The organism is Enterococcus sp. AZ109 (genome assembly GCF_051714625.1).
GTDB lineage: Bacteria > Bacillota > Bacilli > Lactobacillales > Enterococcaceae > Enterococcus_A.
This window is the reverse complement of the sequence record NZ_JBIOSF010000002.1, coordinates 1204105-1223742: the sequence shown is the minus strand read 5'-3', so window position 1 is coordinate 1223742 and position 19638 is coordinate 1204105. Positions and strand designations below refer to the sequence as shown.

Below are 19638 nucleotides of genomic sequence, written 5' to 3'. Positions count from 1 at the left end.
TTCAATTTCTCTAAAAGCTTCTGCCAATTTTCCCCAGTGAAAATGGGTCTGAAATGCACAGATAAGATCAAACTTTTCGGCAAGAAATTCCGTACTCTCGATAGTTTGAACAGAAAAGTTGGCTGATTTATCTTTGAACCTTTTTTTAGTTTGTTTAATCGCCTCTTCAGAAATATCAATTCCTTTTAGTTTAGCCCTTGGAAAGTGATCAAATAAATACTCCGAAGAAAGTCCATTACTTATTCCGATATCTAAAATCGTCAAATTCGATTGAATTGGGATATTGTTCAGAGCCCACTTAACCATGGGAAAGTACGCCGTGTTCCAGGTTTTCATCATCAACTTACCAATGATTCCCTTGGGCTTTTTCGACTGGTTGATTAAGTATTTGACTAAAAAATACAGTGTACCGATTAACGTGATCACAACAATTAGTAGTTTCATCGTTCACCTTTTTCTAGTTCGTTCTTCACTTGAACGGTTAATAGTTTTAGAACATCTTCTCCAGTTAACTCTTGAAGAGTACGTTTCTCGTTACCCAAAATTCCGTACAGAAATAAATGAATAAGATCCAGGTTCAATCGTTCATGGGATAAATCCAATTCGTCTGTTAGTCCGCTGGAATTTATCGCACGCAACAAATAGAGAATCGAGCGCTGATCAAGCGTGTTGCTGATCTTTTTTGAGGCAATCCCTAATTCAATAAACCGTTTATAAATCTTCTCTTTGTGACTATTCATTGCTTGAGTAATCAATTTTTCTAGCTTGGGGTCCTCTAACGACTCAGGAGTGAAATATTTCTCTAATGATTTCATTTCTTCTTTACTACATACCATAAATGCCTTTTTTAACTTCTCATCATAAGGCAGATCTGCGGAATAAATTTCATCTGTCGCTTTTGAAATATCTTCCATCAATACAGCAACTACTTCTTCCACTAATACCTCTTTATTTGCAAAATTATTATAAATCGTTACTTGAGAAACTTCGGCTAACTTAGCAATTTCTTTGATACTTACTTTAGAAAACCCTTTTTTGCCAAAAAGTTCTAAAGCAGCTAAAATGATCATCGTTTTCGTGTCCTTCATAGTTCTCTCTCCTTCTTTTATCCAATACTACACTTTTATTCGACATATTTCAATTTTAATGAAATATATCTTATTCAATTTCACAATATAGATATGTTATACTGGTAGAAAAATTGGAGGAACATCATGGAAAACATAAAAGGAAGTTGTTTATGCGGGAAAAATCATGTAATGATTAAGCGTTACGGGAATTTTGTTTACAGCTGTCACTGCGATATGTGTCGCAAAATGACTGCAGGACCCGTTATGGCAGTTGATCCAGAAAAGAGTGACAACGTGGAACTGCAACTTGATGCTGAGTTGGTTACTTATTATCAATCTAGTCCAGATGTAGAACGAGCCTTTTGTGCTACTTGCGGCACTTATCTTTTTTGGCATCATTTAGTTCGTGATCATTACTGCTTCAATGCTGAGCTGTTTCCAGAAATCATTGCGGATGCTCAATTTGGGTTGCAGGTCTTTTATGATCGAAAACCGAACTATTATGACTTTGCTAATGAAACGAAAAAGTTTGACAGTCATTGGCAAGAAGTGGAATAGTATCATTTTATGAACAAATAAACGGAAGCATTTATAAATGCCTCCGTTTATTTGTAATCTTATCTAACCACTACGGCAGATTTTCTTAAATTGTAGCTCGCCTCAAATTTGCTCGCTGATACCCAATATTTCCCACCATTTGGATCAGAAACATGGTACGTATTATTGTCACTATTAAAACCATCTAGTGTCATTATGTGAGCGTTATCGATTCCTGTTCCCCAGAAGTAGCGACCATATTGAGGGTTGGCAAAATTAAGCGTTACGTAAACAACGATCGGATTTCCTTTTCTCAGTTCCTCTTTCAAGTAATCACATGAAGAACCTGTGATGTCCGATACTTTTCCGTATTTACTTCCCCAGTTTGCTAAAGGCTTAGCAAATATTGATTGGTAAACGCCAGATTGGACTGTGTCTGGCCGACCAGCAAAGCCGTTATTAGGATTATTATCATTTGCTACTGGCATTTCCTTTATAAAGCTTTTTAGGTCATAATTTTGTGCATATCCTTTAGTTTTCAATGCCTGTAATAAAGCTGCAGCCTCACATCCCATCGGATAACCAGAGCTATTTTGATTGATATAGGGTGAATTTAGTAAAACATATGAAAGAGCCCCTTCAGAATCCCCTGACGAGTAAAATCCTACTCCCTCGTACTTCCATCCGTGACTATTTGTCAGCCAAGTTACTTCATCCCAATTCATCGTATAGTGATGGGAACCCGTTGTCATATATGGGTGAAACAAGCGATATACCTTTTTCCCGTTGTTTGAATCAGTTGACTTCCAAGACTCACCCTCAAACGTCCAACCATAATTTTTGGTTAACCAGGTAACTTCATCCCAGCTCATCGTGTAATGATGATCTCTCAATCCTTGATTGTATAAACGGTAAACACTCTTACCAACTGAAGGAGATTTAAAAGCAATTCCTTCATATATTCCCCATCCGATTTTGACTAACCAGTCCTTTTCAGACAAATTCGTTGTATAAAAATGTTCGCCGTTACCTGGATTATAGATTCGATAAACAGGTGATGAATTACCAGCAGCTGTTGTTTGGATTTCCGTTGTATTACTTGTCCGCTGAATTGCATCTGATACATCGGCTACCTTATCAGAAGTTATTTCTGTGGACTCTTCATTAGCAACTATAGCAGCGTCTTCATCACGATTTTCCGAATCATTTTCTACAGAAGTAGTTTCCTCATTTTCTGTTGGGCTACCCGTTTCATCATCTGTTGCAAGTATACCTTCTTCAGTGGACTCATTTACTATATTTTCTGCAGGTGAAGTTTCTTCTGTTGTAGGCTGGTTGGGTTCTTGTAATTCTGGAGCTTCCACAGGCAGATGAACTTCTTCCATTTCAGTAACAAGCTCCGTATTTGTAACTTGATTTTCAGCTGAATCTATTTCTGAGTCTTCGTTAGTTAAGACAACTTCTGTACTGTATGCTTGTTCGGAGCTATTAGTTTCTGTTGCAAAAGCATGATCCGATCCAACTAACCCTAATCCTACTAGTACAGCTGGTGCGATTAATCCATATTTACAAAGCTGCTTTTTTTTCATTTTTTAAAAAGTCCTCCTAAGGATGTAACTTTAGCTAATACCCAAAGCTCTTCCATCCCATTCTTTATTAAAATCATTTACTGACACCCAAGCAACAGCTCCGCGGTCATAAGCCATATTTCCACCACCACTTCCTGCACCATCAGTTGAACGATAATACAGTGGATCGTGGATTAAAAATTGATTATCTCTATATCCAACAATTACTTTACAATGATTTCTAACATTATCGTTTTGTTTTTGATAAGAAGAAAAGCCATAATACAATATTGGGTTTCCTCCTAAAATTCGGTTAATTAATGCTTGTGTGTTTGATCCTGTGATATTGCTGACATTTGAATACCACCTTTTTGCATAATTAGTCAGCGATTGTGGCGTAATCACCCAGCCAAATCCAGCACCAGTGTAGACGTTCCCTTGTTGCCCACCCGCATCATTAGGATACATTGGTAAATTATCTTGCACATATTTCAGATCAACATTCACACCTTTATACCTTAAAAGCATCGCCATTGCTGCACCAGCACACCCCCACGGGCTATTTACTGGAGTATATTGACTAACATAAGGAACATTTAACACTCTTGAGGTTACTGCACCTGAAGAGTCACCCGCTGAGTAAAACCCAACTCCTTCGTAGATCCATCCGTGATTTGCAGTTAACCATGAAACTTCATCCCAATTCATTGTGAATAAATGGGTACCTGTCGTTTGATTTGGCGTGAACAGACGATATACTTTTTTACCGTTAGCATCACTTGAATTCCAAGAAACACCTTCATAAGTCCAGCCATAATTTTTGGTTAGCCAAGAAACTTCGTCCCAGCTCATAGTATAATGATGATCTCTTAGCCCATAATTGTAAAGCCGATAAACTACTTTACCTTCACTTGGTGACTGAAAGGCAACTCCTTCATATATTCCCCAACCGATACTAACAAGCCAATCTTTTTCTTGCAAGTTCGTTGTGTAAAAGTGTTCGCCATTTCCTGGATTATAAATTCGGTAAACTGGCGTATTTACTATTGGTGCTGCTTTTGCAGCCGTGTCCTTTTCAAGTGATGAAGCTGTACTCGCAACAGCCTCTTCAACTATCTTCTCATCCTGTTTGGCGCTATCGGTAGAAGTTTCTTTATCTTGACTCTCTTCCTCAGAGGGGTTTAACTCGTTTGTCTGTTCGGATTTACCCGATTCTTCCTCAGTATTAGCTAAATCATCGGGAATAGTGTTCCCTTCCTCAGTTGGCTGCTCACTGTGGTTAGCGTCCGAATTATCTGAGTTCTCAAGCGGTAGATCGATAGTTCCTTCATTAGTTCCTTCATTATTATTCGTTTCAGCATTTTCAGGTATTTCTGTTTTCTCAGGTATATCGCTAGTTGCTGAATTAGCATCGCTTATATCGTTCACAGGTTCAGTTGCTGGAACTTCTGTGTTAACGGATTCATTTAACACCACTGTTTCTGTTAATGCTATTGACGGTATTTCATCAGCAAGTGCTGTCTCCGTGGATACTCCGATAATTCCTAGTAGACCTAGAAAAACAATCGGCGCAACTACCCAACTTTTACCCTTCTTATACATCTTAAAGCGTTTCTTTTCCATATTTAATCCACCTTTCATTTTATAAATATTTTCTAATTTTTATTATAACATACGTAATTTAAAACCACCTTCAAAAGATACTCCTAGCTTTAAAAGATACATTAAAAAGCCAATTACGTAAGTTACAGGACTAATTATGAGTTTTGTAACATAAGTGTTCTCTCCAGAAAATATTGTTTCTAATTTTTGCTTCCAATCTCACATTAGACACCAGAAATCCGTTCAGTTTTTCGCTTAACATCGTCAAAGATATCTTTTAAATCAGATATTGTTGAAATTGCATTATTAGGCTGGTTGCTTGTGAATATCTTGTACTTTATATCTTAAAAATAGTTCAGCGAAAACTTGGTAAAAACCAAGTCTCCGCAGAACTATTTCGATTTGAACAGTGCTACAGTATCATTGTCATTAAGTAAGGATTTGAATGACCTTATTCCACAGCATATAGTTGTCGAAATTGCTGCACATGGTTCTTAATTTCAGACAAGGCTTCATCTTTTTGCATACTTCCTCGTTCGTAACTTGTCAGCAACATCATAATTGGCGCAAAAAATTGGAGCGCTGCAGTTTGGGGATGTCCTTTTTTAATCGTTCCGCTTTCCATCATCGTTTGAAACAATCGTGTTTGAAAATCGATCGGTTCGGCATAATAGCGTTGATAAAGTATTTGAGCGATATGTTGATTTTGAAATTGTTCAATAATCAATAAATGGCGGAACTTTACTTCTATTTCATCCTCCAAATAATACAAGAATAACTCTTCACTAATCATTTCCAGATGAGACAAATTAATATGCTGAAAAAATTCTTCAGCTAGTTTGGGATCTTTAGGAATTTGTAAGTGTTGTTCCTGAACTAGATAGCGATCCTTCATCATCACAAAAATAGCATCAAGAATACTTTGTTTATTTTTATAGTGTTTGTACAAAGAACTCGCTTTAATGCCTACTGCTTTAGCGATCATCTCTACAGATACGCCTTGAAAACCATAAGTAGAAAACAAGGTTAACGATTCTTCTAGAATTTTATCCGCTGTTCGCATAGTTACCCCCAATTTTAGCTAATGATCATTAGCGTTATTATGGCTAATAACTATTAGCTTGTCAATAAAATTTGAAAACGATTCTCAAATTATTCAATTGCTTATAAATTTTTATTCATTTAGACTAAGCCTAAGGACGTCGACATCCTAATAAAAATTAGGAGGCACAACATGGTGCAACATTTAAAATTTCGTGGTGATCATTATTCAATAGGTTACGATTGGGGAAATTACCTTAAAACAAACAATGTTCAATTATTACATTTGATTCCTTTTGAAAATTCAGCAGAACGAAATCAATTTGCGATAGATTGCCTGCCTGTTTATCGCAAATTTTCCCCTGAGATTCTAGCAGAAATCAAGGGAATCGCTGACGGACAGAGCATCCCTGAAGAAGCACTACACTCAGTTTTATTCGGTATGTATTGTCTAATGCCTGGCGCACACTGTTCTAGTTTTATTGTTAGGAACGAAAAAGGCTGCATTCTTGGACGAAACAGTGATTTTTTGACGGCAAGTGAAGACTTTTGTTTGAATACTTATTACCAACTAGAATCAGCAAGTGGGTTTAATTTTCTAGGAAATACTACTTCATTTGTAGAAATGGAGGATGGCATAAATGAACATGGCTTAGCTCTAGCATTAACTTCCGTTGCTCCTTACAAAGTTCAACCTGGGATTAATGTTGGGATGTTGCTAAGGTTGATTTTAGAACAATGTAAAACCGTCAACGAGGCTGTTCACTTGATTCATGAGATACCATTGGCTGGTTCTGGTACTTTAATGATTGGCGATACTAGCCAACAAGGAGCCTTGGTTGAGTTAAGTCCTGATAAAACAAGTGTTCATTGGCTGAATGAAAAGAACAATTATTTAATTGCCACTAATATGTTCAACACATTAGAAATGTTTGAATTAAACCGATTGCCAGAGGATACTTGGCAGGCTGAAGAACGTTACGAAACGCTGCAAAGTTGCTTAAGCGAACAGACTGCTGAAGTAGATGTGCTTTCCGCACAAAAATTATTAGCTAGCGTTTGTAACTATGATCGTCGGCTAGGAAGAGATACCGTCTGGTCTTGTGTCTATGACTTAACAACTTCCACGATTTTTCGTGCTGACGGTAATCCAGCTCGTAGTGCGTTCAAAAGAGAGCCCAACTTCTTCTAGACCATTAATGCCTCGCTAAGATGAAGACTGAAAACTTAGCGAGGCAATTTTTGAGGACTGGAAAATTTTATGTATTTCAAGCGACTTCTTTAACTATTTCTCTAAAAATCAAAAAAAGTAGCTGTGACATAAAACATCACAGCCACTGAAAACCGAATCATCGCATAAAAATGAAGCTATTTTCTGATGATTCGGCTTATTTCTCGGGGCTGAACACTTCTTTCACAACCTCAACGTTAATCAATCATTCAAACTATAGCGCAATTTCATGCGGTTTGAGCCAAATTTGACCATATCGCCCAAGAGCTTGGTTGCTCTTTCTAAGGATACTTGAGCCAATTCTTCATTAACTTTTTCCAGATAAGCTTGTGTATTCTCTTGATTCATTACTTCAGTATCCGCCTTTAGTTGAATCCTACGAAATGCACTCATGGCTTGTAATTCAAAGGTATTTCGAAAATCTGCATAGGCGTCGTAATCACTATCCCCGATTAAAGCCGTAGTACAGCTTAGCCAATACATTTTTGTCAGGTCAAACGTACCATCAGCATCTCGATAGCTAATTGGTGTATCATTCACATTCGCATAAAAAGGCACTACTGCATTAAACGTATTGGCACCGTAAGCTAGCCAGTGAATACCAGCGATTTCATCTGGAACATGGTTACGCAATTCTAAAATATGGACATTATGGTTGCGATTAATTCCGATCGGACGAAACAATGATTTTTGTTCCTCTGTGCCATTACCATACGGATCGTAAACAGTATTTTCGAAATGAGAGCTCAATACCCATTTTACATCTTCAATAGTGATTTTCCGATTTGCGCGGCAAATAAATGGCAACTCTTGGTCCATTGGTTCTCGATCGTTATCAGGCGTGAAATACTTTTGACCATACCAAGCTCTGGGGTTGTTATAAACTGTGTCCTTAACCGTTGCACTACCAAAAATATGGCGCAGATTGACTCCCATAAAATCTGGATTCAAAGAATACTCTTCGATCATATCCGGTAAATCAGCGGAGTATAACGTATCTTTAGAATTAAAATCATAGTCATCAATATTCATACGGTTCGGTGCTACCACATAAGCATTATCAGGAATACGGATCGCTGCCCAATGATGCCCACCGATTGTTTCTAACCACCAGACTTCTTTTTTATCAGAAAAAGCAATTCCGTTGGGTTCATAAGTTCCATATTGTTCCAATAAAGAGCCAAGCCGTTCAACTCCTTTACGAGCACTTTGAATGTAAGGCAAAACTAAGGTTACGAAATCTTCTTCACCTAGTCCACCTTCATTATAAGGATCAATTGCCAAAATCCGGGGATTCGTAGTAATCGTCTCAGTAGCTGACATCGCAACATTTTCGCTATTAATTCCAGCTGCTGGCCAAATTCCATCCGTCAAAATAGCATTCGGCATTGAAGTATAACGTAGCGGATTTTCTGGTAAATCAACTTCTACTTCACTAATAACTGATTTGTATTTTTGCGGTTGCTGATCAGGAGTAACAACCACAAAACGTTGTGGATCAAGTGCTTCATGACCATCGTCATTTCGGGCGATAATCGTGGAGCCATCAATCGATGCATCCTTCCCAACTAAAATAGTCGTACAAGAACCTGTTCTTCTTTGCATGTGAAACACTCTCCCTTGTTGATCTACCTTTACTATAGCACTGAGCACTTAAACATCAAACTGATAACCGAATAAAGTTACGCTTTCTTTTAAAGCCTCTACAAGATTAATAGTAAGAAAGGCCCAGCACTGCTGAAATTTGGGAGATAATTCTAAAAAATCTTACTTTTCCTATGAAAAAACCTCTTTCACGTAGAAGAAAAATTCTACTGAAAGAGGTTTTCATTACATTACCCGAATCGCATGATACGCTTCGTGGACCGCATCCATGATTTTACGGGATGCGACTGCATCACCTACTACAGTTACATCGAGATGATCCTCCAAAGCTTCTTCCAATTCGTTGATTGGATCATATCCAGCTGCAATGATGACTGTATCCGCTGGAACACTTACTTCTTGTTCATCTTTTTTAATGATGACTGCCTCTTGCGTTATTTCCTTAACAGCTACGCTAGTCAAAAGCTGAATGTCCGTAGCTGCAATGCGATGTCGTAGTGACAAATCATTGTTCTTAGAATGAACGACTGTTTTCAGGATATCGTCTAACATCTCTACCACGGTGACTTCTTCTGCTAACTCAGTCATATACAGAGCTGTCTCACAACCCACCAGTCCGCCACCGATAATAACCACCTTGTCTTTCGGTGTCTTTTTACCTGTCAAGTAGTCATTCGCTGTTGCTGCGTATTCAATACCTGGAATTGGTGGCATTTTACTCTTAGAGCCCGTCGCAATGATAACTTTATCAAAATCACCTGCCAAAATTTCTTCGGCTGTAGCTGCTTTTCCATAATGAACATCGACGTTAAGACGTAAAATCCGACGTTCCATGTAGGCAACTAATTTCAACACATCTTTTTTAAATGTTGGGTAGCCTGCTGCGTGCAAGTTCCCGCCTAGACGCATGTCTTTTTCCCAGAGTTGAACATCAAAGCCCCGTTCAGCTGCGGCAATCGCCGCTTCCATACCGCCAGGTCCGCCGCCAACGACCAATACTCTTTTCTTCTCTGTTGCTGGTGTCAACTGGTAATCTTTCTCAGCATAACATAGTGGATTAACTGCACAGTAATAATGCTTACCGCTGAATCCACCTAACAGACATTCATTACAGCCAATACAAGGATTAATTTGGTCAATGTGTCCTTGTTTTACTTTTTGCAACCAATAAGGATCGGCTAACATCTGATGGGCCAACCCAATAAAGTCAGCATAACCATTTTCTAATACTGCTTCAGCATCTTTAGGATCGTTAAGTTTCCCTTGACCAATGACTGGAATATTTACAGCAGCTTTAATTGCTTTGGTGGCAAAAATTTGGTGCATTGGCTCTTCATAAACAGTGGTGATCGCCTTATACCAAACTTCATAACAGCCAACATCTACATGTAATGCGCTTACACCAGCTGCCTCGAAGATTTTTGCCATTTCGATTCCTTCATCTAGCTCACGACCGCCTTCAATACCATGATAAGCGGTGAACTTCATCAGTACAGGGAAGTCTTCACCGCAATATTTCTTAATTGACGCAATCGCTTCGGTAGAAAAACGCAAGCGGTTTTCTAAACTGCCACCGTATTCGTCGGTTCGTTTATTCCACATGGAGGAATGGAACTGGTCCATTAAGTATCCACCATATCCGTGTAATTCTACGCTATCAGCACCTGCAGCTTTAGCCAAGCTAGCAGAATAACCAATTTTATCAACAAGATAATGAATGTCGTCTACAGTCAACTGTCGGCATCGCAGTTCTGGAAACCAAAAGGAATACGCTTCGTCACTAGCTGAATACGGTGGATTGAAGGGATCAGCATACACCATTCTCCCTAAACCAGGCGTAATTTGCACACAGACCTTGGCACCGTGATGATGGCATCGTTCGACTAAAACTGCTAATTTCTCTACATTGTGAAAATTCGACAATTCATTTTCGGGACGTTCTTCATACTTGGTCGTTGCAATATTCGCACCTGTAATGATTAAGCCTACGCCACCTTTAGCCCGTTCTTCGAAATAGTTAATTGCATTTGGTGTATAGCTTCCGTCAGATTCCGGTTTGGTTCCCATCGGTGCCATAATGACCCGATTTTTTAGTTTCATCTTACCGATTTGACCCTTTTTAAATAGATTCATACAACTTCCCCCATTCTTATAGTTACCAAATTCACAATCTTTACTCGAGTAAAGAATACCATGAAAAGCAACCGTTTTCAATAGTGTTTTTTATTTTTTTTACTTTATGGTACTATTATCGTAGGAGATGACGCTATGGGAACGAAAGATCGAATATTAGAAACCGCCTATCAAATGTTTCACGAAGAGTCTTACAATCAAGTCAGTATCGATGCGATTTGCTCAAAATGCAGCTTATCTAAACCTGCTTTTTACTATCATTTCTCTTCAAAGGCTGACTTGCTGATTCATTATTATGATGATGTTGTGGACCATTTATATAAAACACTTAAAAAAAGAGACTTTCATGGCAATTATTGGGAACAGTTTGTCTTTTGCTTTTCCAGCTTAATTGAGGCAAGTGTCAGTCTTGGTGCTGATTTGATGAAGCAGTTATATATTGCTAATCTGACTGAGGATAAAGGGTCATTCAATTTCAATCCTACTTTTTCACAACTGTGTATTGACTTGATTACCAAAGCCCAAGAAAATGAACAAATCAGGAATCAGCAGGAACCAGAGGCTTTATTTATCGCATCTTCTTTCATGTTTACCGGTGTGGAGGTATTATGGAGTATCAAAGATGGTGGTTTTGAGCGAGAAAACAATGTTATTAGAGCTTTAGAAACAGTCTTTGACGTAGCTCCAAAATACTCTATTCAAAGGGAAGTACACTCATTAAATTGCGAAGATTTCCAATAAAAAACACTTGATATCTTGACTTTTTTGGTCAAAGATTTCAAGTGTTTTTAGTTATTGTAAAAAACTATAAGTCTTCACAAATTTAAGCCCTTATTCCGGTTTGAGAAGCATTTATTATTAACTAGCATTCGCCTGTTCTAAAGGTTGCGCCAGTGAGCTAACCAATTTTCCTGTTTCGGCTATGCCTTTTTCCTGTAAGGTTTGAACAATTTTTGAGCCAACAATTACCCCATCGCAGCAGCTATTGAAGCGTTCGACCTGATCCCGTTTTGAAACACCAAAACCGGCCAAGACAGGGATTTTGCTTTCTTTTGTGATGGATGCTAAGTGTTCATCCAAATTGTCACGGTAATCTTTCCCGGTTCCTGTTGTACCGTTAATTGTTACCGCATAGACAAACCCTTCCGCTGCTTCCAATAAAGTTTTGATTCGCTCCTGTGGACTAGTCAAAGAAACCAACTGCAGCAAAGCTAAATCTGCTGCATCAAAAGTCGGCAATACTAGATCACGATGTTCATAGGGTAAATCAGGAATAATGAAACCTTTGACGTCGGTATTTTCTAGATCCTTTGCTAGCTTTTCTAAGCCATAATGAAAGAAGGAATTAGTATAACCCATGAAAATTAATGGAACTGGTGAATCAAATTGTTGCAATAATTCGATTAATTTTTTCAATGTAACTTTATTAGCTAATGCCCGCAAGCCAGCTTCTTGAATAATCGGGCCATCTGCTACTGGATCAGAAAACGGAACACCAATTTCAATTGCGGTAGCACCATTTTTTGCTAGCATCGTAATTTCATCTGGTAAAGCATCTAGACCTTGTGCTCCGGCCATAATATAAGGGACAAATAGTTTTTGTTTTTCGGCTTTTTTGATTAAGTACGTGGTTAAAGTTTTCATTTTGCTGCCTCCATCCGATCCTTGATTTGCTGAACATCTTTATCGCCCCGGCCTGACAAACACAAAACGATAATTTGATCTTTTTCCATTTGTGGTGCCAGCTTCATTGCATGTGCGATAGCATGAGAGCTCTCCAAGGCTGGGATAATTCCCTCTACCCGTGACAACAAGTGAAAAGCTTCAACGGCTTCTTCATCATCAATCGTTACATATTCTGCTCGCTCAATACTTGACAAGTAAGAATGCTCTGGACCAACTCCAGGATAATCTAAACCAGCTGAGATTGAATAAGCTTCAATCACTTGACCATCGTCATCTTGTAAAAGGTGCATCCGTGCACCATGCAGAACCCCGATGTCTCCTTGAGTAATAGGAGCTGCATGTTCATCCGTGTTTAGCCCTTTACCAGCCGCTTCTACACCGATCAAACGAACACCCTTGTCTTCTACGAAAGGATAAAATAGACCCATAGAGTTGCTGCCGCCACCTACGCAAGCTAATGCTACATCTGGCAAACGTTCTTCAGCAGCTAAAATCTGACGACGTGCTTCACTCCCGATTACACTTTGGTAGTCCCGCACAATTTCAGGAAACGGATGTGGACCCAAAACGGATCCCATCACATAGTGCGTGTCCTCCACATTCGCAACCCAATATCTTAGTGCCTCATTCACGGCATCCTTCAAGGTCTTACTACCGGAAACGACACTTTCCACTTTCGTTCCTAAAAGTTCCATTCTAAAAACGTTCAATTCTTGACGTTTCACGTCCACTTCACCCATGAAAACGATACATTCCATCCCGAACAAAGCAGCTGCGGTTGCGGTTGCTACGCCATGTTGACCAGCGCCTGTTTCAGCAACAATTCTATTTTTTCCCATCCGTTTAGCCAACAATACTTGGCCAATGGCATTATTAATTTTGTGAGCACCGGTGTGGTTCAAGTCTTCCCGTTTCAAGTAAATCTTAGCTCCGCCAAGTTTCTCGGTTAAACGTTCGGCAAAGTATAAAGGATTTTCCCGTCCTACATATTGTGTTAAATAGTAAGCTAACTCTTTTTGAAACTCAGGATCTTCTTTCGAGCTTTCATAAGTTTCAGTTAGTTCTTGAACAGCATACATTAATGTTTCAGGAACAAATTGTCCGCCAAATTCTCCGTAAAATCCTTTAGTTGTTGGTTGCTGATACATGTGTTTCCTCCTTGACTGCCTGGCAAAAGGCAGTTATTTTTTTCATATCTTTTTTTCCATCCGTTTCAACGCCGCTGGAGACATCGACGGCCAATGGTTTGAAATAGCGAATCGCATCTCTGACATTTTCTGAGGTTAAGCCACCTGCGACAAACAGTTTTTCTTGAGGCAACTCGGTGGGATCAACTGCTTGCCAATTGAAAACTTCTCCATTTCCCCCCATATATTTAGAAGGTGGCGCATCTAGTAATAAGTATTCCTCTATTCCGGGTTTTGGTAGGGTCGCAGTTTTTCGAATACTGACCGCTTGAATAATTGGCACACTAACCGTTTTAGTTAGCGGTTCACCGTGTACCTGAACAAAATCCAAGCCAGCAACTTTGATTACGGCTTCTACTTCTTGAGGCGTTGGTGAGACAAATACGCCTACTTTTTTTACCGTTTCGGGTATAGTCTTAGTAATTTCTCTCGCCTGATTCGCCGTTACCTGTCTGGGGCTTTTAGCAAAGACAAAACCTAAATAATCTGCGCCGCTTTTCACAGCCGTTTCTACTGCTTCAGTAGTGGACAAACCGCAAATTTTGATCTTAGTCACTACCTTTTCACCCGCAGTTCATTGATTTTTTCCGCTAAATCATCTGCGCGCATTAACGTTTCTCCAACTAATACCGCTTGATAGTCTTTGGCGATGCGTTGAACATCTTCAACGGTTTTAAACCCAGACTCACTGATATATACTCGATCATTTGCTGATTGTGCTAAAGCTTCACTTGTAGCAATCGTCACCTCAAAGGTGGTTAAATCCCGATTATTTACCCCAATTATTTTAGCTCCGATGCGATGAGCGACATCTAGCTCTTGCTGATTGTGGGTTTCCACCAGAACTTCTAAGCCGATTTCTTTGGCAGCTTGGTAAAGTTCAGCTAAGCGTTCTTCCGTTAAAGCTGCGACGATCAACAAAACGATACTAGCCCCAGCATTTTTCGCTCGGACTAATTGGCGTTCATCAATAATGAAATCTTTACACAAAACAGGTAGCTTAACGACTTGGCAAACCTCTTGCAAATCGGTAATCGTTCCTTTGAAAAACACCTCATCGGTTAAAACAGAAATAGCCGTTACTCCACTAGCTTCGTAAGTTTTCGCTTGGGCTAAAATGTCCACATCCGTGCGAATATCCCCTCTAGAAGGTGAGGCCCGTTTAATTTCGCCAATTAAGTGCACACGATCAGGCGCTTGTTTGACCGTTTCATAAAAAGAGGGCCGAGTCTGCTCATTTTCAACTTCCATATAAGGCAGCTGTGTAACCTCTTCTGCTTTTTTCTCCAAAATTGTTGCTAGAAAATCCATTAAGCCACCGCCCTTTGTTCTTGAACCAATTTATAAAGACAATCCAATGCTGCACCAGAGCTTAACGATTGCTTGGCTTCTGCAATGCCTGCTTCTAAAGAATCTACCTTACCACTAGCTAAAAATCCTAAGCCAGCGTTAAGTAAAACTGTATCATGGTAGATTGAAGTTTCATTTTTCAAAACGGATAGTAAGATATTGCGATTATGTTCTGCCTCACCGCCCACAATAGCGGACAATGGCGCTTGTTTAAAACCAAATTCTTCTGGTGTAAAAGAGAAATTCGATACTTTGCCATTTTGATAAATAGCACAATTTGTCGTTCCTGCCAAGTTAGCCTCGTCCATTCCGTAGGCTCCATGAACCACAATTGCTTTTTTTCGTCCCATTTTTCCTAATGTTTCAGCGGTTTCGCTGATTGTGTCGCCAGCAGAGGTCCCCATTAACTGATTATCTAAACGGTAGGGATTAATAATTGGTCCGATTAAATTAAAGATGGTAGGAGTAGCTAAATCACGGCGAATTCCCATTACGTATTTCATCGCCGGATGCATTGCTGGTGAAAATAAGAAGGCAATACCGACTTCCCGTAGTAGATAATCAATTTTTTCAGGCGAAACCGTTAAGCTAATGCCTAAGGATTCCAGTACATCGGCACTTCCAGAACGACTAGATACACTGCGATTACCATGCTTTGCCATAGGAATGCCGCCACCTGCTAAAACGAATGCCGCCGTTGTACTGATATTGAAGCTGTTGGAATGATCGCCACCTGTTCCGCAATTATCCATCACACCTTTAGGCGGTGTCAGCATTTTTTCAGCTTTTCCTTGCATAATTGTCGCTAAACCCGTCAACTCTTCTGAGGTTACCCCTTTTAATTTCAAAGCGATTAGTAACGCACTAATGCGTGCATCGCTTAATTTACCTTCAAAAATATTGCTAGAAATTCGAATCATTTCATCTGTAGTTAAATCTTTCCCTTGATAAACCTTTTCAAATAATTTTTGCATGTTTATTCCCTACTTCCTTAATAAATTGATCAATCAGCTGCTGACCCTTTTCAGTGCCGATTGATTCTGGATGGAACTGCAACCCGTAGACCGGATATTTTTTATGTTGAACAGCCATGATACAGCCGTCGCATTCTGCTACAATTTCTAATGCTTCTGGAAAATTTTCTTGGTCAATCATCAATGAGTGGTAGCGCATCACTTGCAACGGTGTCTGAATTTCTTTAAAACATCCTTTGGCTTTAAAGAATATTGTCGATTGTTTGCCGTGCATAATGGTGGGAGCTGAAATGACTTTTCCGCCGAAAACCTCACCGATAGCTTGATGTCCTAAGCAAATACCTAAAATCGGCTTATCGCAATAATAGCGGCGAATCACTTCTTCCATCAAACCAGCATCGGCTGGTTTCCCTGGTCCTGGTGAAAGGACAATTCCGTCCGCCTCTTCTGCCAGCTGGAATAGTTCCGGGTCGTCATTTCGCACCACGATCAACTCATCTTCAGTGCCGAATTGATGAACCAGGTTATACGTAAAGGAATCATAATTATCAATTAATAAGATCATTTTCCTACCTCCAATAAGGCTTTGGCTTTTTGCATCGTTTCTAAGTATTCGCTGGTGGGATCTGAATCGTAAACCACGCCGCCGCCAGCTTGTACATGGGCTTTTTTGTCCTTGACTACCATGGTTCGAATCGCAATTGCGAAATCCGCTTGGTTGTCACAGGATAGATACCCGACTGCTCCGGCATAGATGGAACGCTTAACCGGCTCCCATTCATAAATCCGAGTCATCGCCCGAATCTTCGGTGCACCACTAACAGTTCCAGCAGGTAACGTTGCTTTCAAGGCATCCATGGCTGTTTGATCCTTCCGCAGCTTGCCTTCGACTAAAGAGACAATGTGCATCACGAACCGATAACGCTCGATCGTCATGAATAATGGTACATGGACACTACCGATCTCTGACACCTTGCCAATATCATTACGACCTAGGTCAATCAACATCTGATGTTCTGCTATTTCTTTTTCATCTGTCAATAGTTCCTCTGCTAAACCGTCATCTTCTATTTCATTTAACCCTCGTCGCCTCGTTCCTGCGATCGGGTTGGTGGTCACTGTATCGCCCTTCACTCGAACTAAACTTTCTGGTGAACTACCAATTACGGTGACATCTGGAAAAGGTAAATAGTATAAGTAAGCCGATGGATTGGTTACTCTCAGATGTCGGTAGTAATGAAACGGATCCACTGGAAAATCGGCACTTAATCGTTGAGAAGGTACTACTTGGAATAGGTCACCTTCACGAATATATTGTTTTGCTTGCTCTACCACAGCTTCGTATTCTACTTGAGTGAAGTTACTAGTAAAGCTCAGCTTAATTGGTTCTAATGGTTGATTCTCTTCTCTTTGTAAAGTGAAGATTTCTGCCTCAATTTTAGCTACCCGTTCCTGTAATACTTCTTCGCCGCATTGACTATAGAGATCACTGGCAACAATATTTAGTGTTTGTTTTTGATGATCATAAATGACAAAAGTTTCAAATAAGTAAAATTGCATATCCGGTAATTCCAACGCATCTTCAGGAATTGTACCCAAATCCTCATACAAGGCAGCAATATCATAACCAACATAGCCGATCGCTCCGCCTTCAAAGGGCAACCCTTCCATTGGTTCATCCTTTAAAACATAAAGCTCCAGTTCTTTCAACGGATCGGCACAGACATAATGATTATTGTCGAAATAAAATTCACCTTCCAAAAACTGGATATGATGGACTGGGTTAAACGCGATCAAGGAGTACCGATTGGTCTCAGAATCACGAGGTATACTCTCTAATAAACATTTCACCTCTCCACTTAATCGAAAATACAAGGATACGGGCGTTACACAGTCAGCACTTAATTTTTTTACAATTTTCATCTTGTCATCCTTTCCAAAGAAAAAAGCCCCCAAGCTAGATAGTGTATCCAGCTTGAGGGCGTGTTTACACGCGGTACCACCTCAATACATGCTTCAAAAAAGCATCTCTAATCGATCGTCTATCAACAATCTTCCTCTGTAACGGGAGTGCCCGTCATCCCCTACTATGATTCAAGGATGCGCCAACAAGTCCATTCATCAGGTGAAAAAGGCTTCATTCTCATCGCTGGAAGCTTTCTGTACTTTTTCTTTCCCTAACTACTTCTCTTGTTCTTGCTTTCATTTCATAAAAAAAGCCCCCAAGTCAGACGGATGTCCAACTTGAGGGCGGTTATTCCACGGTGCCACCTCAATATATGCTTAAAAAGCATCTCTTTATCAGCTGTCTAGCAACAGCCTTTCTCTATAACGGGAGTGCCCGGAAGCTCCTACTTTGTTCAAAGCCTCAGTCCAAAAGCCCATTCGCATCATTTCCCTTACTGATTCACAGCCCCATCAGCTCTCTGAAAAGAAAAAATCATGTTACTACTCTTTTGTATGACATCTATTTTTTAAAATAATACGCCTGTTTATGAGAATAGTCAAGTAATTAATTAAAAAAAGTTTAGCTTATTTTAATATAATCGATCAGGCATCATACTTTCTAAAAATCCCCAGACACCGTTACTAATCTTCAGCTCCTCACAGTCAAAACGAGAAAGCTCTTGGCGAATCAAATTTTCTTGTCCATTCAAGACTTTTGGCAGCCAGTTTGGGTCTAGCAATAAAGATTTACCTACTGCTACCGCATCTGCTTGAGTCAAGATGGCTTCTGCATCTTCTCCTACTCGTACATCCCCTACGCCGATCAAAGACAAGCGCCCATCAATCTTTTCGTAAACATAAGTCATCATGGATTTTTCTTGATAGTCTTCGCTGACTGAAATCTTATCAGCCTGATTCAAAGAAATATGCAAATAGTCCAAGTTCATTTCCGCTAAACGATCCACTAAATACAACGTATCCTCAAAACGAATACCCGGTGTCTCGTATTCTTCCGGTGAAAAACGGTAGCCTACAATAAAATTCTCAACCTCTGATTCATCCACTGCCGAAGTCACTGCTTCAACCACTTCTTTAATGAAGCGAAAACGTTTTTCCAAGCTGCCGCCCCATTCATCATCTCGACGATTCGAATGGGGTGAAAAGAATTGCTGCAACAAATAAGTATTAGCACCATGCAATTCTACTCCGTCAAAACCCGCCGCAATTGCTCGTTTGGTTGCGGCTTTAAAATTGCTGATTAACGCAACAATTTCTTCACTTTCCAAAGCTCGAGGTATTTCGGCGCCCGGCCGTTCTGCTGCAATTGCACTAGCCGATACTGGCTGAGTCCCACGCAAAACTTGACTATTTGTCATACGTCCACCATGGAAAATCTGTAAAATTGCCTTAGTACCATTTTTCTTAATTCCCGCTGCTAATTTGGCTAACCCAGGAATAAATTTGTCGTCATAGACGCCTAACTCCCCTTCCCAGCCTTTGCCGTCCGTTTGAACGTTAGCAGCTCCAGTAATCACTGCACCAATTTCTCCAGCACGCATGCTATAGTAGTCAATCTCGTCTTGCGTGACCACTCCATCGTAAAAACTCATTTTGGTAGTCATTGGCGCCATCATGATTCGGTTCTTTAACGTTAACCCTCGTTTAAAAGTTAGTTTTTCATCGATTGTTGACATTGAATCAGCTCCT

18 protein-coding genes and 2 other annotated features are annotated in these 19638 nt (G+C 39.8%); of the genes, 3 read left to right on the top strand and 15 right to left on the bottom strand.

The window, feature by feature from the left end; translation table 11 throughout:
- Together IGI42_RS22550 and IGI42_RS22545 are read right to left on the bottom strand one after the other, a co-directional pair.
- A partial coding sequence (locus tag IGI42_RS22550) for a class I SAM-dependent methyltransferase (RefSeq protein WP_438718315.1) occupies positions 1-444 on the bottom strand: 444 nt, incomplete at its 3' end.
- The gene (locus IGI42_RS22545) at positions 441-1088 is read right to left on the bottom strand and encodes a TetR/AcrR family transcriptional regulator (RefSeq protein WP_438718314.1); all 648 of its coding nucleotides are present in this window, start codon (positions 1086-1088) and stop codon (positions 441-443) included. The genes IGI42_RS22550 and IGI42_RS22545, both read right to left, overlap by 4 nt.
- Positions 1089-1214: 126 nt before the next feature.
- On the opposite strand from IGI42_RS22545, the gene IGI42_RS22540 reads away from it, so the two are divergent.
- Positions 1215-1628: a GFA family protein gene (locus IGI42_RS22540; RefSeq protein ID WP_438718313.1), complete on the top strand. Its 414-nt coding sequence runs from the start codon at positions 1215-1217 to the stop codon at positions 1626-1628.
- Positions 1629-1687: 59 nt separating this feature from the next.
- Here the strand turns inward: IGI42_RS22540 and IGI42_RS22535 are convergent, their stop codons facing one another.
- The 3 genes from IGI42_RS22535 to IGI42_RS22525 form a co-directional block, all read right to left on the bottom strand.
- Positions 1688-3196 (bottom strand): C39 family peptidase, encoded by a 1509-nt coding sequence (locus tag IGI42_RS22535; RefSeq protein ID WP_438718312.1) that lies wholly within the window; start codon positions 3194-3196, stop codon positions 1688-1690.
- Positions 3197-3226: 30 nt separating this feature from the next.
- A complete protein-coding gene (locus IGI42_RS22530; RefSeq protein WP_438718311.1) occupies positions 3227-4798 on the bottom strand; it encodes a C39 family peptidase in 1572 nt (523 codons plus the stop codon).
- A 430-nt stretch (positions 4799-5228) separates the two neighbouring features.
- A complete protein-coding gene (locus IGI42_RS22525; RefSeq protein WP_438718310.1) occupies positions 5229-5840 on the bottom strand; it encodes a TetR/AcrR family transcriptional regulator in 612 nt (203 codons plus the stop codon).
- A 171-nt stretch (positions 5841-6011) separates the two neighbouring features.
- On the opposite strand from IGI42_RS22525, the gene IGI42_RS22520 reads away from it, so the two are divergent.
- Positions 6012-7010, top strand: a complete 999-nt coding sequence (locus IGI42_RS22520; protein ID WP_438718309.1) for a C45 family autoproteolytic acyltransferase/hydolase — start codon at positions 6012-6014, stop codon at positions 7008-7010.
- Positions 7011-7250: 240 nt separating this feature from the next.
- Here the strand turns inward: IGI42_RS22520 and IGI42_RS22515 are convergent, their stop codons facing one another.
- The gene (locus IGI42_RS22515; protein WP_438718308.1) at positions 7251-8654 is read right to left on the bottom strand and encodes a C69 family dipeptidase; all 1404 of its coding nucleotides are present in this window, start codon (positions 8652-8654) and stop codon (positions 7251-7253) included.
- A 225-nt stretch (positions 8655-8879) separates the two neighbouring features.
- Entirely contained in the window at positions 8880-10787 is a 1908-nt protein-coding gene (locus IGI42_RS22510; protein ID WP_438718307.1) for an NAD(P)/FAD-dependent oxidoreductase, read from the bottom strand.
- Positions 10788-10922: 135 nt separating this feature from the next.
- Between IGI42_RS22510 and IGI42_RS22505 the strand changes: the two genes are divergently transcribed.
- Positions 10923-11528 (top strand): TetR/AcrR family transcriptional regulator, encoded by a 606-nt coding sequence (locus tag IGI42_RS22505; RefSeq protein WP_438718306.1) that lies wholly within the window; start codon positions 10923-10925, stop codon positions 11526-11528.
- Between the two features lie 117 nt (positions 11529-11645).
- On the opposite strand, the gene trpA is transcribed toward IGI42_RS22505, so the two are convergent.
- The 8 genes from trpA to IGI42_RS22465 form a co-directional block, all read right to left on the bottom strand.
- The gene (gene trpA, locus IGI42_RS22500; protein ID WP_438718305.1) at positions 11646-12431 is read right to left on the bottom strand and encodes a tryptophan synthase subunit alpha; all 786 of its coding nucleotides are present in this window, start codon (positions 12429-12431) and stop codon (positions 11646-11648) included.
- Complete coding sequence (trpB, locus tag IGI42_RS22495) at positions 12428-13621, bottom strand: tryptophan synthase subunit beta (protein WP_438718304.1); 1194 nt, start codon at positions 13619-13621, stop codon at positions 12428-12430. Before trpB ends, trpA begins: the two co-directional genes overlap by 4 nt.
- Positions 13599-14216 carry a phosphoribosylanthranilate isomerase gene (locus IGI42_RS22490; RefSeq protein ID WP_438718303.1) on the bottom strand — a complete coding sequence of 206 codons (618 nt, stop codon included), beginning with the start codon at positions 14214-14216 and terminating at the stop codon, positions 13599-13601. The genes trpB and IGI42_RS22490 overlap by 23 nt, the downstream gene beginning before the upstream one ends.
- Positions 14216-14971, bottom strand: a complete 756-nt coding sequence (gene trpC / locus IGI42_RS22485) for an indole-3-glycerol phosphate synthase TrpC (protein WP_438718302.1) — start codon at positions 14969-14971, stop codon at positions 14216-14218. Before trpC ends, IGI42_RS22490 begins: the two co-directional genes overlap by 1 nt.
- Entirely contained in the window at positions 14971-15984 is a 1014-nt protein-coding gene (gene trpD / locus IGI42_RS22480) for an anthranilate phosphoribosyltransferase (RefSeq protein WP_438718301.1), read from the bottom strand. The genes trpC and trpD overlap by 1 nt, the downstream gene beginning before the upstream one ends.
- Entirely contained in the window at positions 15968-16549 is a 582-nt protein-coding gene (locus IGI42_RS22475; protein WP_438718300.1) for an anthranilate synthase component II, read from the bottom strand. Before IGI42_RS22475 ends, trpD begins: the two co-directional genes overlap by 17 nt.
- Positions 16546-17907 (bottom strand): anthranilate synthase component I, encoded by a 1362-nt coding sequence (trpE, locus tag IGI42_RS22470; protein ID WP_438718299.1) that lies wholly within the window; start codon positions 17905-17907, stop codon positions 16546-16548. Before trpE ends, IGI42_RS22475 begins: the two co-directional genes overlap by 4 nt.
- A gap of 51 nt (positions 17908-17958) precedes the next feature.
- Positions 17959-18190: a binding site (T-box leader), on the bottom strand.
- 37 nt (positions 18191-18227) lie between these two features.
- Positions 18228-18455, bottom strand: a binding site (T-box leader).
- 66 nt (positions 18456-18521) lie between these two features.
- Positions 18522-19625: an NADH-dependent flavin oxidoreductase gene (locus IGI42_RS22465; protein WP_438718298.1), complete on the bottom strand. Its 1104-nt coding sequence runs from the start codon at positions 19623-19625 to the stop codon at positions 18522-18524.
- Positions 19626-19638 lie beyond the last annotated feature (13 nt).

Excerpts from the sequence above, each read along its gene's own strand:
- IGI42_RS22505 (WP_438718306.1), top strand. The coding sequence starts at position 10,923 with ATGGGAACGAAAGATCGAATATTAGAAACCGCCTATCAAATGTTTCAC.
- IGI42_RS22465 (WP_438718298.1), bottom strand. The coding sequence starts at position 19,625 with ATGTCAACAATCGATGAAAAACTAACTTTTAAACGAGGGTTAACGTTA.
- IGI42_RS22510 (WP_438718307.1), bottom strand. The coding sequence starts at position 10,787 with ATGAATCTATTTAAAAAGGGTCAAATCGGTAAGATGAAACTAAAAAAT.
- IGI42_RS22520 (WP_438718309.1), top strand. The coding sequence starts at position 6,012 with ATGGTGCAACATTTAAAATTTCGTGGTGATCATTATTCAATAGGTTAC.
- trpD (WP_438718301.1), bottom strand. The coding sequence starts at position 15,984 with ATGCAAAAATTATTTGAAAAGGTTTATCAAGGGAAAGATTTAACTACA.
- IGI42_RS22535 (WP_438718312.1), bottom strand. The coding sequence starts at position 3,196 with ATGAAAAAAAAGCAGCTTTGTAAATATGGATTAATCGCACCAGCTGTA.
- IGI42_RS22525 (WP_438718310.1), bottom strand. The coding sequence starts at position 5,840 with ATGCGAACAGCGGATAAAATTCTAGAAGAATCGTTAACCTTGTTTTCT.
- trpE (WP_438718299.1), bottom strand. The coding sequence starts at position 17,907 with ATGAAAATTGTAAAAAAATTAAGTGCTGACTGTGTAACGCCCGTATCC.
- trpC (WP_438718302.1), bottom strand. The coding sequence starts at position 14,971 with ATGGATTTTCTAGCAACAATTTTGGAGAAAAAAGCAGAAGAGGTTACA.
- IGI42_RS22475 (WP_438718300.1), bottom strand. The coding sequence starts at position 16,549 with ATGATCTTATTAATTGATAATTATGATTCCTTTACGTATAACCTGGTT.
- trpA (WP_438718305.1), bottom strand. The coding sequence starts at position 12,431 with ATGAAAACTTTAACCACGTACTTAATCAAAAAAGCCGAAAAACAAAAA.
- IGI42_RS22540 (WP_438718313.1), top strand. The coding sequence starts at position 1,215 with ATGGAAAACATAAAAGGAAGTTGTTTATGCGGGAAAAATCATGTAATG.
- IGI42_RS22515 (WP_438718308.1), bottom strand. The coding sequence starts at position 8,654 with ATGCAAAGAAGAACAGGTTCTTGTACGACTATTTTAGTTGGGAAGGAT.
- trpB (WP_438718304.1), bottom strand. The coding sequence starts at position 13,621 with ATGTATCAGCAACCAACAACTAAAGGATTTTACGGAGAATTTGGCGGA.
- IGI42_RS22530 (WP_438718311.1), bottom strand. The coding sequence starts at position 4,798 with ATGGAAAAGAAACGCTTTAAGATGTATAAGAAGGGTAAAAGTTGGGTA.
- IGI42_RS22545 (WP_438718314.1), bottom strand. The coding sequence starts at position 1,088 with ATGAAGGACACGAAAACGATGATCATTTTAGCTGCTTTAGAACTTTTT.